This window comes from Arthrobacter sp. SLBN-122 (assembly GCF_006715165.1).
Taxonomy (GTDB): Bacteria; Actinomycetota; Actinomycetes; order Actinomycetales; family Micrococcaceae; genus Arthrobacter.
The window spans coordinates 2,337,875-2,353,894 of record NZ_VFMS01000001.1; the positions used below are offsets into that span (position 1 = coordinate 2,337,875).

13 protein-coding genes are annotated in these 16,020 nt (G+C 66.1%); 5 read left to right on the forward strand and 8 right to left on the reverse strand.

The features are described from left to right. The first annotated feature begins 175 nt into the window (after positions 1 to 175). Entirely contained in the window at positions 176 to 772 is a 597-nt protein-coding gene (locus FBY36_RS10950; RefSeq protein ID WP_142119326.1) for a TetR/AcrR family transcriptional regulator, read from the forward strand. Beyond that, complete coding sequence (locus FBY36_RS10955) at positions 769 to 1,752, forward strand: DMT family transporter (protein WP_142119328.1); 984 nt, start codon at positions 769 to 771, stop codon at positions 1,750 to 1,752. Before FBY36_RS10950 ends, FBY36_RS10955 begins: the two co-directional genes overlap by 4 nt. Here the strand turns inward: FBY36_RS10955 and FBY36_RS10960 are convergent, their stop codons facing one another. Then, positions 1,753 to 2,049 carry a DUF3040 domain-containing protein gene (locus tag FBY36_RS10960; RefSeq protein ID WP_235008802.1) on the reverse strand — a complete coding sequence of 99 codons (297 nt, stop codon included), beginning with the start codon at positions 2,047 to 2,049 and terminating at the stop codon, positions 1,753 to 1,755. Between the two features lie 96 nt (positions 2,050 to 2,145). Next, the gene (locus FBY36_RS10965) at positions 2,146 to 3,192 is read right to left on the reverse strand and encodes an aldo/keto reductase (RefSeq protein ID WP_142119330.1); all 1,047 of its coding nucleotides are present in this window, start codon (positions 3,190 to 3,192) and stop codon (positions 2,146 to 2,148) included. A gap of 178 nt (positions 3,193 to 3,370) precedes the next feature. On the opposite strand from FBY36_RS10965, the gene FBY36_RS10970 reads away from it, so the two are divergent. Both FBY36_RS10970 and malQ read left to right on the forward strand, forming a co-directional pair. Beyond that, positions 3,371 to 4,105, forward strand: a complete 735-nt coding sequence (locus FBY36_RS10970; protein WP_142119332.1) for a GAF and ANTAR domain-containing protein — start codon at positions 3,371 to 3,373, stop codon at positions 4,103 to 4,105. A gap of 162 nt (positions 4,106 to 4,267) precedes the next feature. Further along, positions 4,268 to 6,490 (forward strand): 4-alpha-glucanotransferase, encoded by a 2,223-nt coding sequence (gene malQ / locus FBY36_RS10975; protein ID WP_142119334.1) that lies wholly within the window; start codon positions 4,268 to 4,270, stop codon positions 6,488 to 6,490. 86 nt (positions 6,491 to 6,576) lie between these two features. Here the strand turns inward: malQ and FBY36_RS10980 are convergent, their stop codons facing one another. After that, complete coding sequence (locus FBY36_RS10980) at positions 6,577 to 9,726, reverse strand: alpha-amylase family glycosyl hydrolase (RefSeq protein ID WP_142119336.1); 3,150 nt, start codon at positions 9,724 to 9,726, stop codon at positions 6,577 to 6,579. A 204-nt stretch (positions 9,727 to 9,930) separates the two neighbouring features. Continuing rightward, positions 9,931 to 10,977: a lactonase family protein gene (locus FBY36_RS10985; RefSeq protein ID WP_142119338.1), complete on the reverse strand. Its 1,047-nt coding sequence runs from the start codon at positions 10,975 to 10,977 to the stop codon at positions 9,931 to 9,933. A 163-nt stretch (positions 10,978 to 11,140) separates the two neighbouring features. On the opposite strand from FBY36_RS10985, the gene FBY36_RS10990 reads away from it, so the two are divergent. Further along, positions 11,141 to 12,034, forward strand: coding sequence for a putative protein N(5)-glutamine methyltransferase (locus FBY36_RS10990; protein WP_142119340.1), 894 nt, complete (start codon positions 11,141 to 11,143; stop codon positions 12,032 to 12,034). Between the two features lie 105 nt (positions 12,035 to 12,139). Here FBY36_RS10990 and FBY36_RS10995 read toward each other — a convergent pair whose 3' ends face one another. The 4 genes from FBY36_RS10995 to FBY36_RS11010 all read right to left on the reverse strand — a co-directional run bounded on the left by FBY36_RS10995 (position 12,140) and on the right by FBY36_RS11010 (position 15,999). Then, positions 12,140 to 13,999 carry an HNH endonuclease signature motif containing protein gene (locus FBY36_RS10995; protein WP_142119342.1) on the reverse strand — a complete coding sequence of 620 codons (1,860 nt, stop codon included), beginning with the start codon at positions 13,997 to 13,999 and terminating at the stop codon, positions 12,140 to 12,142. 218 nt (positions 14,000 to 14,217) lie between these two features. Beyond that, positions 14,218 to 14,640: a YtxH domain-containing protein gene (locus tag FBY36_RS11000; protein WP_142119343.1), complete on the reverse strand. Its 423-nt coding sequence runs from the start codon at positions 14,638 to 14,640 to the stop codon at positions 14,218 to 14,220. 126 nt (positions 14,641 to 14,766) lie between these two features. Further along, entirely contained in the window at positions 14,767 to 15,033 is a 267-nt protein-coding gene (locus tag FBY36_RS11005; RefSeq protein WP_056331329.1) for a GlsB/YeaQ/YmgE family stress response membrane protein, read from the reverse strand. 132 nt (positions 15,034 to 15,165) lie between these two features. Further along, positions 15,166 to 15,999 (reverse strand): aldo/keto reductase, encoded by an 834-nt coding sequence (locus FBY36_RS11010; RefSeq protein WP_142119345.1) that lies wholly within the window; start codon positions 15,997 to 15,999, stop codon positions 15,166 to 15,168. Positions 16,000 to 16,020: the final 21 nt, after the last annotated feature.

Here is a 16,020-nt window from a genome sequence, read left to right on the forward strand (position 1 = left end):
GCCCAACCGTGTAGCCGCTGGGCCGGGGAGCTGCTTCCGCCGGAGGGGAAGCGAAGTTCTCTTTGATTGAGCATCGGTGCCTCGCTCTAAAAATAAGTATCTTGAATTTAGAACCGGCAGGCCAAAGTGTCAAGTAGGTATACTAGGTTACCTACCGATGCCGTAAGGAGCCCCAATGACCCTTTCAAGCCCTGCATCGCCGGGCCGCCGTCCTGCCCGCGAACTGCTGCTTGAGGCGGCCGCACGCCTTTTCTATGCGAATGGCGTGGCTGCCACGGGCATCGATGCGATCACCGCGGAAGCGGGAGTGGCTAAGAAGAGCCTTTACAACAACTTCAGGTCAAAGGCGGATTTGATGGCCGCATACCTCGAAGCCCGGCACGGGGAATGGCTGGGGCTTTACCGCAACCGGCTGGAAGCGGCCGGCACTCCGCGGGAAGAGGTCCTGGCCGTCTTCGACGCCTACCTGGACCACGCCAACTTCGCCTACCAGAACGGTTTCAGGGGCTGCGGGCTGCTCAATGCCGCGGCGGAACTGCCGGCCGGGGATCCCGGCAGGGCTGCCGTGCGGCGCCACAAGGAACAGGTTCAGGAGCTCCTGTCGAAGCACGTGGCCGCGCTGTTGCCGGGCCGGGAAGAGCAGGCTCCTGGTCTTGCTGCACATTTGGCTTTCCTGCTTGAGGGAGCCATGGCCAGGGCGGGTCTCGAAGGAAACGATGCACCGCTGCGGGATGCCCGGTCCATCGCCACGCAACTCCTGGATGCCCTGTGAACTACACGCCTCACCACCAGCAGGCCCGGCGTTGGGGAGCGTTGTCCGTCGTGGCAGCATCGATCCTCTGGGGGACCACCGGAACGGCGGCCACCTTCGCGCCGGCAGTGAGCCCGCTGGCCATTGGCGCCGTGGCCATGGGGCTGGGCGGACTGCTGCAGGCGGTGTACGCCGCGCGCCATATCGGCGCCCAGTGGGGCAGGCTTCATGCGCGGTGGCGCCTGGTGTTGCTCGGCGCGACGGCGGTGGCTGTCTACCCTCTGGCCTTCTACAGTTCCATGCACCTTTCCGGAGTGGCCGTGGGAACCGTGGTCTCCATCGGTTCGGCGCCGGTGGCCGCGGCCCTTATTGAACGTTTCGCCGATGGAAAGCTGCTAAGCAGGCAATGGATTTTGGGGGCGATGGTTGGAATCGGCGGAGCCGCCCTGCTGTCCCTTGCCGGACATTCGCCAGCGCCCAACGAGCCGGGCCCCGGACCGGATTCCTGGACCTCGACGGCGGGAATCCTCCTGGGCCTGCTGGCCGGAACCACGTATGCCCTGTATTCCTGGGCGGCCCATCGCCTGACCGGCCAAGGTGTCACCTCCCGGGCCGCCATGGGGGCCGTCTTCGGGCTCGGCGGCATCCTCCTGATGCCGGTGCTTGCCGCGACGGGCGGCCCGCTGCTGGAGTCCTGGCAGGCCGCTGGTGTGGGCACTTATATGGCCGTGGTGCCGATGTTTGCCGGGTATCTGCTGTTTGGCTGGGGGTTGGCCCGGGTGGGGGCGAGCACGGCCACCGGCATCTCCCTGCTCGAAACCGTGGTAGCAGCCGTCCTGGCCGTATTCGTGGTGGGCGAACGGCTCCCGGCACTTGCCTGGCTTGGCGCCGCCGTCGTCCTGGCTAGCCTGTTCATCCTGACGCCGCGGCGGCAACCCGGGGCAGCAGAAGGGCGCCGCGCAGGCGCAACAGCTGCGCCAAGCGCACCACCACCCAGGTAATTAACCGGTGATTTGCCGGCCCCCGCTCCGGGCCAGCAGCGTGGGACCGAGCAGCAGGCAGGCACCCAGCCCCAGCAACAGAACCCCCAGCACCACCGCGCCGGGAGCCGGCAGCCCGGCCCCTGCAATGATGAGCACCAGGCCGACCAGCGCCGCAGCCGTCCCCGGGAACAGCCCGGGGGGGAAACGGCGCGCCGGATAGCCGGACAGCAGTTCCATGGCCAGATGCGGATCGTCCGCGATCAGCCCCAGTTCCAGCTCCTTGAGCAGGCGTCGCTCCTCATCGGACATTGGCATGGCGGGCCCCTGTTTCCTTGGGCAGCGGTATCGGTATCGACCGTAGGAGTCTTCTACCGGTTAGTCAATAGTCCCGGGCGCAGGGCTGGAAGCGACCTACCGCCGTCGCAATTCCGCGAACTCGATGGACGGGACAATGGCGCCCGCGTCCCTTTCCACGAAGTTGATTCCCGGCGGCACCAGCTCATCGATGGCGTCCAGTACGGTCTCGCCCAGCTGGACATCCGCCGCACGCAGGTACGCCTGGAGGTGCTCGCTGCTGCGCGGGCCGATGATCACGCTGCTGATGGCGGGATGGGTCAGGGCAAAGCCCACGGCCAGGTCCACCAGGGACAGCTCCAGCTTGTCCGCCAGCCGGGCGAGCGAGTCAGCGGCAAGCAGCTTCCGCTCACTCGAGGGCCCGGAGATGTCGTAGCGGCCGGGCAGTGTGTGCACCCGGGTGGGCGGCTTGCCTGATTCGAGGACAAAGCTGCCGGACAGCCAGCCGCCAGCCAGCGGACCGTAGGCGAGCACGCCAAGGCCGTACTGCTGGGCGATTGGCAGGACGTCCCGTTCATTGCCACGGACCAGCATGCTGTACGGAACCTGGTTGCCCAGCGGCGGGATCAGGTGGTTCGTGGTAGCGAGCCACTGCGCCTCCACGAGCTGCGCCGGCGTGAATACCGAGGTGCCGTAATACAGGATCTTGCCTTGGCGGATCAGGTCGTTAAGGGTGGTGATGGTCTCCAGGACGTCCGTGTTGTAGTCCGGCCGGTGCGCTTGGTACAAGTCGATGCGGTCTGTCTGCAGCCGTCGGAGGCTGCCCTCGACGGCCTGCATGATCCAGCGCCGGGAGTTCCCGGAGTGTGCCGGATTGGGACTCATCTGGCCGTGGAACTTGGTGGCCAGGAAGACGTCGTCCCGGCGGCCGCGCAACGCGCGGCCCACCACCTGCTCGGACTCGCCCTGGGAGTAGACGTCAGCGGTGTCAATTGCCGTGATGCCGGCATCCAGGGCCGCATGGATGATGCGGATGCTTTCATCCGCACCGGTGGGGGCGCCCTGGGAGCTTCCGTTCCCCTCGCCGAAATTCATGGTGCCAAGGGTGAGGGGACTGATGGGGGTTCCCGACCGTCCGAACACCCGCAGTTCACTCAGGCTCATCTGCGGTTTCCTCCATTCAGTTGCCGTGCCTTGGATCGTCATGAGGCTACACAGCTGGGAGGGAGCACCGCAGATTTCCGCCTTAGTCCTTCTCTTTTCGTCGCACAGAGTAACCGGGGCCAGCGGGGATGACGTTTTGTGGCGCGCAAACGGCCGGGCATCATGCCTATATTGGGGGATGGGAACCATCAAGAGTGACGACCAGTTCGTCCAGCTGCACGACCTCATCATCGGCAGCAGCAACGTGGCTGACTTCCTGACGGAGCTGTCCACTTTTGCGGCTTCCACACTCAGCGATGACGCAGGCGCGCCCATCGAGTGCGGGGTGACCCTCCGGCGCCGCAAACGCAATGTCACCATTGCCGGCAGCAGTGAACGCGCGGTGGTCCTGGACAAGCTGGAGCAGGCCCTGGGGGAGGGCCCGTGCCTCGCGGCGCTGGAGGTCATGAGGCCCATGGTCCTGTCCAACGTGGAGACTGATAACCGCTGGCCCAACTACCAGAAAGTCCTGGCCGAGAATGGCTGCGGCAGCGTCCTGGGCGTCCCCCTTGCCCTGGACGAGCACCAGTCCGCGGCGTTGAACTTCTTTGCCGCGGAGCCGGACGTCTTTGCTCCCGACACCGTCCACCGGGCTGAAGCGTTTGCCGATCTCGCATCCCGCGCACTGCGGCTGGCGCTGCGGATTGCCGATACCCAGAACCTCGCGGATGACCTAAGGGCGGCCATGGCGAGCCGTACCACCATAGACCTTGCCTGCGGCGTGATCATGGGCCAGAACCGGTGCAGCCAGGACGAGGCCATGGCCCTGCTCACCAAGGCGTCGAGCCACCGGAACCAGAAGCTGCGGGACGTTGCCGCCGGGATCCTGGGCCGGGTCAGTGACGGGGCAGTGAGCACGCACTTCGATCCGTAGGCCGTGCCCGGGACCTGTCAAGACCCGCCCGCGTGCAGTCCGGGTTTCGCCTCCGCGCCGCCCTGCAATAATCTGAACCAACGGTTGTGCACGGGGGTGTCGGCGCCCGGTACAACAGCAGCACTGTAAGTTCCGGGACCATCACAGACGAGGCGGACGCCCATGACGGCTTCAGACCAACAGCATGCAGAACGGCCAACCACCACGGCAGGGCCTCCAGCCACTGCCCCTGGGCCGGTCGATCCGCACCTGCTGCAGCGGCTGGCGGACGCGCACGGCGTGGGCACGTCCTTTCAGGGCTGGGACGGGCTTCCGCACGCCGTTGCCCAGGAGACGCTGATCAAGGTGCTGGCCGCCCTCGGCGTTGAGGCGCACACCAACGGGCACGTCGAGGCTGCCCTTGCGGAAGCGGAACTGGCGCCGTGGCGGCGGATGCTGCCGCCCGCCGTCGTTATCAAACAGGGCGAGCCGGCCCAGGTGCCGGTCCACGTCCGTGACGGTGCCACTGCGCGCCTTGCCGTCAGCCTGGAAGGGGGAGCCGGGGAGCGGGCGGCGGTCCAGCAGGATCTCTGGGTCCAGCCCAAGGAGGTCGACGGCGTGTCCATGGGACGTGCCACATTCTCCCTTCCCGAGGACCTTCCTTTGGGCTGGCACACCCTGCACGCGGAGTCGGAAGGTGCCACCGCCACCGCCACCCTGGTAGTGACGCCGGCACGGCTGGCCACGGCAAAGCCGCTGGAGGAACGCCGCGGCTGGGGGCTGGCCACGCAGCTGTATTCGGTCCGCTCAAAGCGGTCGTGGGGCATCGGCGACTTTGCGGACCTGGCCGATCTGGCCGCCATCAGCGGCGCACGGGGCGCCGATTACGTACTGGTGAACCCGCTGCACGCGGCTGAGCCCGTTCCGCCGGTCCAGCCTTCGCCCTATTCGCCGTCCACCCGCCGTTTCTTCAACCCGCTGTACATCCGCGTTGAGGCCATTCCTGAGCTCGCTTACCTGAAGCCGCGCAGGCGCGCCGCCGTGGAGAAGCTTCGCGACGAAGTGTCCGGCCTGAACAGGGAGGGCGCCCGCCTGGACCGCGACGCCGTTTATGCCGCGAAGCTGCAGGCACTGGAAATGCTCTACCACACGCGCCGTTCACCCGCCCGGCAGGCCGCCTTCGACGAGTTCTGCCGCGTTTCCGGCAGCGGCCTGGAGGACTTCGCGCTGTGGTCGGCCATCCGCGAGGACCTGGCGCCGGACGATCCGCTCTGGAAAGACCCCGCCTACGCCATCGGAACCCCGGAAGCGGAAGCCCTCCGCACCAAGCTGGCGGACCGGATCGGATTCCACCGCTGGCTGCAGTGGATCTGCGACGAACAGCTGGAAAACGCACAGCGGGCTGCCCTGCGGTCGGGCATGCGGATGGGCGTGGTGCACGACCTCGCGGTGGGCGTGGACCACAGCAGCGCCGACGCTTGGACGCTGCGCGGCGTGCTGACCCCCAACACCAGCGTGGGGGCCCCGCCGGACATGTACAACCAGCAGGGCCAGGACTGGGGACAGCCGCCGTGGCACCCCGCCCGGCTGGCCGAGGCGGGATACGAACCGTTCCGCAACATGCTGGCCAACGTGCTCCGGCATGCCGGCGGCATCCGTGTGGACCACATCCTGGGCCTGTTCCGGCTGTGGTGGATTCCCATGGGGAATGCTCCGGGGGACGGCGCGTACGTCCGCTACGACCACGAGGCATTGATCGGCATCCTCGCCCTTGAGGCGCACCGTGCCGGCGCCGTGGTGATCGGGGAGGACCTGGGCACCTTCGAGCCATGGGTGCGTGACTACCTTGCGGCCCGCGGGATCCTTGGCACGTCCATCCTTTGGTTTGAGTACGACGGCGATTCGCCCCTTGCGCCGGAAAAGTACCGCACGCAGGCACTCGCCAGCGTCAACACCCACGACCTCCCGCCCACCGCCGGTTACCTCGCCGGAGACCACGTGGGGCTGCGGAGCCGGCTGGGCCTGCTGGAGCGGTCCGAGCAGGAGGAGCGGGCGGAGCACAACGCGTCCCTGGAGAAGATGTTCGCACTGCTGCGTGAACGAGGTTACCTCTCCGAAGGCGCGGCCGGTGGTGCTCAGGGGCAGGCATCGGAGGAGCACACCATCGAGGCGCTGCACCTCCTGCTGGCCCAGGCGCCGTCGGTACTGCTCGGCGTGGCCCTGGTAGATGCGGTGGGGGAGCGGCGGGTCCAGAACCAGCCCGGAACCACGGAGGCCCTCTACCCCAACTGGCAGGTGCCGTTGGGCGGCCCGGACGGCAAGCCCGTCTACCTCGATGACCTTCCCGGGAACAAGCGGTTCAACTCGCTGCTTGCGGCGGTGGAGGGAGCCCTGCACGGCTCCTAAGCGGGAAATGGAAGCAACCAGGCCCCGCCGCTTTGGTAAGCGGCGGGGCCTGTTGCTTTTTGCTTGCCTTATATCGGAGGGTGAACCTAACCCGCCGTGATCACGTGGGTGAAGTGGTCGTAACGGAAGGTGACCGGGCCGCCGTCGTGCTCAAACACGATGTTGGCCCCCGGCGTTGCCCCACCGGCCCCGTAACTGACGTCCCACGATTTATTGAGGGCCGCCTTGAACTCGTAGCTTCCCGCCGGCAGGTCCGGAACGGAGAGCTTCCACACGAGGTCGGCCGGGTCCAGCACCAGCTGCGCCTGGCCACAGGCAGGCTCCCAGTCCGAGGTGCAGCCCAGCTCGCTGTCCATGCTCCCGGCAGCGGCCACCGCGGCCGGCTGCTGTGAGGCATAGACGGCGCTCAGCAGGTGCGTGCTGTTGTCGTAGCGGAAGGTCACAGGCCCGCCGGGGTGGTCCAGCACGATGTTCTGCCCGTTCAGCTGGCCGTCGGCGCCGTAGTTTTCGTCCCAGCCGCCGTTGAGTGCCGCCTTGTACTCGTACTTGCCGGCCGGGAGGTCTACGGTCAGCCGCCAGATGCGGTCAGCTGGATCCAGGGTCATCCGTGCCTTGCTGCAGCCAGGATCCCAATCTGCGCTGCAGCCCATTGCCTGGTTCAGGGACCCGGCCACCGTGACGGAGTCGGGCTGCGGGGCCTGCCCAACCGTGACGGTCCTGGTGTCGCTGGTGACGTTGAAACCCGGGCCGGCCATCGTTGCGCGGTACTGGACCTTGGTGCCGTCGGCCAGGGCGGAGACGTCGTCAGTTGCGGAGTAGACGGGCGACGACGAGTCGGTGCCCACCGCGGTCCAGCCGCCGCCGCCAACACTGCGTTCGAAGGACACCACGTGGCTGGCCTTTTCCGGATCAGCTGTGGCGCTGAGCTCAACCTTGCCTTCCACGCTGCTGCCCTCGGCGGGCTTTTGCAGGGTGACGACGGGTGCGGGAACGCTTGCTGATCGGCTTTGGCTGGTGGCGGCATGCCCACCGTTGTCCAGCACGGTGGCGCGGTACTCCAGCGGCGTGCCGGCGTCCAGCGCCGCAACGTCGTGGAACACCTGGTACGGCGCGGTGTCGTCCGTGCCGATGGGCTGCCACTGGCCGCCGGCCGTCTTCGCCTCAAAGGTGACCTCGTAGAACGAAGCACCGTCGACGTCGGCCGTTACGTTGATGCGTCCGTTGTCATCCGGTGCGGCGGCCGGCTGCTGGAGGGCGACGGCGGGAGCCTCCTTGGAGTGCGGGATCCGTCCCGAGGATTCGTAGACGACGGCGGAGAGCGGCGGGACGGTCACGGTCAGTTTGGCGTCGTCCGAGGTTTTGGCTTCGTCGACGCCCTCGCCGTAAATTCGCGTGTAGCTGCGCTTGGCGATGTAGGTGGGGACCTCCGCTGTCTGCGGCTGGGCGCTGTTGTTCAGGGCCACCACGTATTCGCGCTGGTCCTGCCCGTCGGTGCGGGAGAAGGCGTAGATGCCGGGCCCGTCGGAGGCGTAGCGGTGCTGGTGCGCCCCGTTCCGAAGTGCCGGGTGCTCCTTGGTAAGGGCGGCCAGTTCACCGATCTTGGCGTAGAGGGGGTGGCCCGGGTTGAAGTTGTCGGTGGCGTGGGTGGCGTCCGTGCCCAGCAGGTCGTCGTCCAGGTACTCCGGCACCTTGCTGGCGAAGAGCGTCTGGCGAGCGTCCTGGTCGCCGCCGGGGCCGGTAAAGCCCTGTTCGTCACCGTAGTAGACCACCGGGTTGCCGCGGGAGAAGTACATCAATTCGTGCGCCAGTCCATCGCGGGCCACCTTCTCGGCGTCGCTTGCGGCCGGGTTGTCCTGGGCGATGAAGCTGCCGATGCGGCCCATGTCGTGGTTGCCCAGGAAGGTGGGCAGCTCGTAGACGTTGGAGTCGGCGTCGGTGTACCAGTCGTCGCCGGCGAAGAAGGCCTGCAGCGCCTTGGCGTCCTGGCTCTTGGAAGCAAAGTTGCGGGCAGCATCCTGGAAGGGGAAATCCAGCACGGCCTGCATCTTATTGCGGGTGGTGAACTGCGACGTGAAGCTCTTGGTGGTGTCAAAGACTTCGCCGAACATGAAGAACTCGTCCTTGCCGTGTTCCTTGGCATAGTTGAGGACATTTGGGCCGAACTCCTGCCAGAACTCGTCATTCACGTGCTTCATGGTGTCGATCCGGAAACCGTCCACGCCAAAGTCGCCGATCCAGGACTTGTAGATGTCCTCCATGCCGTGCACCACCTTGGGGTTCTCGGTGAAGAGGTCATCAAGGCCGAAGAAGTCGCCGTACATGGAGTCTTCACCGGTGAAGGTGGTGTCGCCGCGGTTGTGGTAGAGCGTGGGGTCGTTCAGCCAGGCAGGGACCTTGAGGTTTTCTTCACCGGGGGCCAGGAGTGGCTTGTAAGGGAATGATGTGTTCGCGTCCAGCTTGGGGAAGGTTCCGGTGCCGGCGTAGTCGCGGTCATCGAATGCTTCGCCCGAGGCCGTCTTGTAGGGGAAGGCGTCCTTGGAGGCGTAGCCTTTACGGGCGCCCTCCTGGTAGCCGATAACGTCCGCCGTGTGGTTGGTGATGATGTCGAAGTACACCTTCATGCCGCGGGCGTGGGCCTCCTGGATCAGGGCTTTGAGCTCGTCGTTGGTGCCCAGGTGCGGATCGATCTGGGTGAAGTCGGTGACCCAGTAGCCGTGGTAGCCGGCTGACTTGTCCTCCGGCTGTACAGCCTTGTTCTTGAAGCTGGGGGTCAACCAAATGGATGTGGTGCCCAGGCCCTGGATGTAGTCAATCTTGTTGCGCAGGCCGGCCAGGTCGCCGCCGTTGTAGAAGCCCTTCTTTTCGGGGTCGAATCCGGAGACCATCGGGTCAGGCCCCAGGCCGCCCTGGTCATTGGCGGTGCTGCCGTTGCTGAAGCGGTCTGCCATGACGAAGTAGAAGTTCTCGTCCGTGACGGGACCGCGGAGCGAATGGAGTGCGGAGGAGGAGCCCTGGCCTCGGCTGCCGGGATTCTTTGGATCCTTAAGGCCCACCCCGGCATGGGCCGGGAGGACTGCCGCCGAAACTGCCACGGCGGCTGCCAGAAGGCCGGCTGCGGACCTGGCCGCGACGGCGTGGCCAGAGGTTGATCGACGGGCTGTGGGGTGGAGTTTTCCTGCGGGCTTTGGCCGCAGTTGGGCGCGTGGGGGCGCGCCTGGAGGGGTGCGGAATAACAAGGGTGAGACCTTCCTGGGAAGCAGCGCTGCTGTACAGGCTTGCCGTTGACAAGGGATGCGGCAGGAGGGTTCGAAGGTCAGCATGCTGATCTGTGAACCAAGTCACAACTGTAAGCGCTTGCACTGAATTACTCCAGTGTTTGTGGGAGCGCCGTCTTGTGTCGGGGCTCCAGCCCTCGCAGGAAGTCCCGGGTGTGTTTACGGTCAGCCGGCGGACACCAGGGCAGTGGGGGATGGGGTGCCCAGATTATGAAGCCTCGGGCCGGGGAGCCCCGTGACGGGATCCACCTCAAACGTGGCGATGTTGTCCGATTTCTCGTGGCCCACATGCAGCCAGCTTCCGCGGACCAGGTGGTGCCGCGGCCAGTCCCCACCGCTGTCGAAGTCCTTGACGGGGATCAGTTCGGTGCCGCCTGCTGCTACTTCCAGGACGCTGATGATGTTGGACCCGCGGACGCCGGCGTAGGCGAAGTTCCCCTGCGGGCCAAGGCAGATTTCGGCGGCGGAATCACCGTCCTGGCTCCCGCCGGCGGTGGCGGGTCCGCGGAATACCAGCTCGTAGGTACCGGCTTCGGGCCGGACCACGAAGACCTCCACGGAGTACTCCGACACGATGAAGACGTTGCCCGTAGGGTGCTCCACCATATGCCGGGGACCGCTGCCGTAGGGAAGGATCACCTCGTGGTCAGCCACCAGCCCCCTGCCCGGCTCATAGTTCCAAATTCGAAGGGTGTCATGGCCCAGGTCCGTGGTCATGACCCGCCCGTCACGCAGCATCAGGCTGGCATGGGCACGGCTTTGCCTGGGGCTGCCGGGAGAAAGGCTGGCGTGGGAGTCAACCGACGGTGCGGTGGGAAACCGCCCGGCCAGGCCGCCGTCGTCATTCAGCTCGTAGAGCAGGACCTGCCCGTCGCCCCAGCACGCAGCGGTGGCAAACCGGCCGCGCGGGTCCACGGCCACATGGCAGGTGGCCTCTCCGGCCGGTTCGGGTGCCCCAAACGGTTCCAGCGCAGAGTCGCCCCGGCGGCGGTAGGCCTGGACCTTTTTGCGCTGCTCCGCTGCCGCATATACCAGCGGCAGTGTCGGGTGGACGGCCAGGAACGACGGCGACTGCGCCTCGGCTGCGGTGCCCAGCCATTCAAGGCTTCCGTCCTGGTGCTCCCGGACAGCGCCGATGCCCTTGGCGCGGCCGCCGCCGTCGGGGGTGTAGGTGCCGATCCAAAGAATGTCGCTGGCTGTGCCCATGGTCATGATTCCATCCTGCCAAGAATTGCTGCTCATTCCCGTGCATAACGCCACCTATTAGCATGGGATTTCCAGCAACGGACGAAGGAGGCGGGCCCATGGCCGCGGTAACAGCAGTGGGTGTCCACGCCCGGCGCCGTCGCGAGAGCGTGACCTAGCAAACATGGGGATGCCCACCAGCGCAACGGAGGGCGTTGCCGTGCCACGTCCTGAATCACGGGCTGTTCGCGGTCCCTCACCGTCTCCCGGTTCTTCCCAATCAAGGGGCTTCGACGGCGTTGTCTCGGCCCTAAGGTCGGCGGGCTGCGTCTTCGCCGAGGAAGAGGCCCGCCTGCTGCTCGCCGAAGCCTCAACTCCCGCTGACCTTGACCGGAACGTCCAGCGCCGTGTGGCAGGCGTCCCCCTGGAACTCATCCTGGGCTGGGCCGAATTTGCCGGCCGCCGCATTTTGGTGGAACCGAATGTCTTCGTCCCTCGCCGCCGTACCGAGCTCCTGGTCAGTGAAGCCCTGGCGCTGCTGCCGGAGTGGCCCCGGCAGGCACCCGCCGCTGTCGTTGACCTCTGTTGCGGGTCCGGAGCCGTGGGAGCGGCCGTCATTCATCAGGCACCGTGGGTGGAACTGCATGCCGCGGACATTGAACCTGCGGCTGTTCGGTGTGCCCGCCGAAACGTTGGGCCAATGGGCGGTCAGGTGCATGCAGGGGACCTGTTCGATGCCCTGCCGCCGGAGCTGCGCGGCCGGGTCCGGGTGCTGGTGGTCAACGCTCCGTACGTGCCCACAGAAGCTATCCGCACCATGCCGCCCGAGGCGCGCCTTTACGAACCTTTTGCCTCCCTCGACGGCGGTGCTGATGGCCTGGACTTCCACCGCCGTGTTGCTGCCGGAAGCCCCGGATGGCTGGCCCCCGGTGGTCATCTGCTCATTGAAACCAGCAAGCGGCAGGCAGCCGGTACATCCGCGATCCTCGCCGCCGCCGGTTTCGACACATGGACGGTCCGTTCAGAGGAAGTGGACGGCACCGTGGTGGTCGGGCGCGCTGTGGCAGGGGACCCGCGGGCATAGGCATCCTGCCCGGCTTTGTCAGTCCCGGCTCCTTGAACCGGATAGTGATTCGGCGCAGGACGAACCTGAATGGCGGTCTATCGGAAAACGCGGTCCGGCAACTGTTCAGCACCCTTGCCTCATCCGCTTGCCTGCAGGTTTGCGGGTGGTGGGGGGTGGGGGTGGTTTGAAGTAGTGGTTTTGTTGTGGTGTTTGGGTGGGGTCGATGTGGGGTGGGGGTATGAAGATGGGTGTGCCGTTGGTGGTGGTGGTTTTCCATTGTTCTTTGTGGATGAGGTGGTGGTGGTGGCTGCAGAGCAGGACGCCGTTTCCGGTGGTGGTGGGTCCGCGGTGTGACCAGTAGGTGATGTGGTGGGCTTCGCACCAGGGTGCGGGGGTGGTGCAGTTGGGGAAGGCGCAGCCTTGGTCGCGGGCGGTGAGGGCGGTTCGTTGGGCTGGGGTGAAGAGGCGGGTTTTGCGGCCGAGGTCGAGGATTTCGCCGCCGGTGCCCAGGAGTGCGGGGATGATGTCGGCGTCGCAGGCGATTTTGCGCAGGGTGGCTGCGGCGACGGGGCCGGTGAACGCGAAGGTCCCGGTGCCGGTTTCTGTGGCCGCCCCTGTCCCGGTGTCTGCGTTTGTGTCTGTCTTGAAGAGGTCCTGGTAGTGGATGGTGGCGATGATTTGGGGGCGGTTGCCGCCGGTGGTGGGCAGGGTGTTGGTGGCGAGGGCGGTTTTGGCGGCGGTGATGATGCCGTCGAGTTGTTTTTGGGCGCGGGTGCGCCGGTCCAGGTCAATCTGGGCGGTGTGTTCGGCTGGGGTGTTCGCCGTTGGGCTGTCCCCGGTGCCCGTGCCTGTGCCTGCGGTGCTGCCGTTTCCGGTGCTGGTGTCGGGGGTGGTGGTGCGGGGGTTGGTGGCGGTGTTCATGACGGTGAGGAGGTGTTCGTATTGGTCGGTGGTGGCGAAGATTTCGACGTGGTGCAGGCCGTGGCGGGGTTTGCGGATGAAGGCGCCTTGGGTGTGGCGGAGGGCTTCTTCGGTGGGTTCGGTGCCGTCGGCGTCGATGGTGTCGGTCCAGCGTTGGGCCAGGCGGGTGAGGAAGTCGGGGTCGGTGGTGGTGGCGGCGTGGGTGAGGTGGTGTTCGATCCGGTCCAGGGTGTCCGGGTTGGTGTGGTGCTGGAGCCGGTCCAGGGTGGCGGTGATGAGGGTCGCGGCGTGCGAGGACGCCGCCGGTGCCTGGGGGTTGGCGTCCGATCGCGGGCCCGGGGTGAGGGCGGCGGCGAGGTGTGGGCGGGCTGGTGGGAGTGGTTCGCCGGTGAGGGTGGTGCCGGGGAGGACCTGCCGGGCGAGGGTGAGGCGGCGGCGGGCTTCGCGGATGGGGATCCGCAGGCGGAGGCGGAGGAACTCTGCGGTGTTCCGGCAGCCGTCGTCGGCCGGAGACGCCGCGGGGTGGCCGGGTGCAGCGGCTGGCCCGGGCCGGGAGGGCGATCCGGGCCACTCGGCGTCGGTTTCGCGCACAGCTGTTGGGCCGGTCTTCAGGGTTTCGGCACCGTTGGCGTCCCATCCGGTGATCCAGCCCCGGGCCCGGCTGCCGCGGGTCTTGGCCGTGGCGGTGTCGTTGATGGCCTGGGTGCGGGTCCGGTCCACGGCGCCGGCCGAGAGGATCTGCAGGTATTCCGCGGTGCGGACCAGCTCTTCAACCGCGTCGGCGAAGTCGGCGGCCTCGACATAGGAGGCGGCGGCCAGCACGTCGGGGGCGGCCAGGGCAGCGGCCGCAAGCCGCGCACCCAGTCCGTCCAACAAATTACGTGCAACAGGTGCCACGTCCCGTCCAACAGGTGCCGCGGCAGCCGGGAGACCATGGGATGGCCGTGCGGGCTCCTCGCCGGTGACTGCAACCTGCCGGGGGACTGCCTGAAGGTGGGCCGGGCGCGGCAGCCAACTGCCGGCGTCGTCCGCCTGCCCAAGATCTTCCCCGATGGCCTCCATAACCCAACTCTGCCAGCCACCACCGACAAAGAAGAGACCCCAAAACCCCTATGTGGAAAACCCGGGCTGGTGTTGTTTCAAGGCCAGTTAAACGTTACCGGCCGCCGCGTCCCCCAAGGATCGCGACGGCCGGCAAGGCGATTCAGTTGTAGCACAAAGCCTGCATCCCGCTGTGTCAAACGCAGCTCCCCGCGTAATGATCAGGGCGAGAGCAATGATCAGGCCTTGGTGCCGGTCCCGTCGGAGGTGCCAAGGTTGGTGGTCTCCGGGTGGGTGCTGTGCGCGGGGATATGGTCCTCACCCGCGCTGTTGGCGTCGCCCGCCTCGGGGGCGACTGTGGACGGGGTACTGGAAGTACCGGCAGTCCCTGACGTCTGGCCTCCACCGGAGCTGCCGTCCCGGTGCATCGCCGAGCCAATGACCGTGCCTGCGCGGCGTGCGGCTTCGGTCAACTGGTCCGCCACCTCGGGGGCCTTTTCCTTGATGGTCTCCGTAGCCACGGATACCTTGTCCTGGACAGGCTTGCTGTCCCAGATGCCGGCGGCGCGGGCCTTTAGCTTGTCATAGGCCGCACGGCCTGAGCGCGAGCCGAGGACATAGCCGACGGCAACGCCGACACCCAAAAGAAGCTTGTTTTTCACGATGAACTCCTGCTCTGCGAGAAGGTTGTCAGTTCCGGCCGGCGTAGAGGGCGCCCTTTGCCGGAGAAAATGAAAGCCGGCCTGGGGATGGTGTCCCCAGGCCGGCCTCCTGGCATGCCCGTACAGTTATCCGCGGGCGCTTCGCTTGGTGACCATGCCGTAGATGGCAAGGACGATCAGCGAGCCGACGATTGCCAGCAGCCACGTCTGGATTGAGAAGAACTCCTGCAGTCCACTGCCGAAGATCAACCCGCCCAGCCAGCCGCCGAGGAAAGCGCCAACGACGCCCAGGATCAGAGTGATGACCCAGCCGCCACCCTGCCTGCCCGGGAGGATCGCCTTAGCGATCGCACCAGCAATAAGTCCGAGAATCAGAAATGCAATAAATCCCATTTGTTGCTCTCTTCCTAAGTAAAGGAGGCCTCCAGGTTCCGGAGGCACTTCATCCTTCTGCCCCAATAGTAATCATGCTTACTATCTTTTTGCCAACCCCGTTTTGAGAAAAAAGTCCTGTTCAGGCAGGTTTCAGTGCCCTGTTATGTCTGAATCGTTGCCGGCGTTGGGACCCTCGTCCAGGACCGATAATTCCGCTAGATCCTGCGGGTCCAGGGCGAAATCGAACACGTCCAGGTTCTCCGCCATCCGCTCCGGTGAAGCCGTCTTTGGAATCGTTACCAATCCGTTTTGTATGTGCCACCGCAGGACCAGTTGGCCAGGGGTTTTCCCATGCTTTTCCGCCAATTGGGCAAGGAGGGGAGCACTTAATAAACCTGCACCGGATCCGCCAAGCGGACTGTAGGACTCCGTGACGATCCCGTGCCGTTCGTGGAATTCCCGCTCGGCGGACCGGGTAATTGCAGGGCTGAGCTGGATTTGGTTAACGGCCGGCACCACATCAGTCTCAGCCAACAACCGTTCCAGGTGGGCCGGCTTGAAGTTGGATACCCCGATGGACCGGACTTTTCCCTCAGCCTGCAGCCGTTCAAACGTCCGCCAGGTGGAGATGTACTGGTCCCGTCCCGGGAGCGGCCAGTGGATCAGGAGCAGGTCCACATAATCCAAGCCCAGCCGCTTCAGTGAGCCCTCCAAGCCCGCCACTGCACGGTCGTCGCCCTGGAACTCACCGTCCAGCTTGGTGGTGATGAAAAGCTCGCTCCGGTCCACGCCGCTGGCGCGGATTCCGTTCCCTACGCCGCGTTCGTTGCCGTACTTCACGGCGGTATCGATGTGCCGGTACCCGGCTTCCACGGCTTGGACGACGGCGGCAGCCACCTGTTCGTCGTCCAGAGGCCAGGTGCCAAGCCCCAGCTGGGAAATTCTGTTGCCGTCATTGAGTTCGATGAGCGGTGCAAGTGTCATGCCATCAGTCTCCCTTTTATC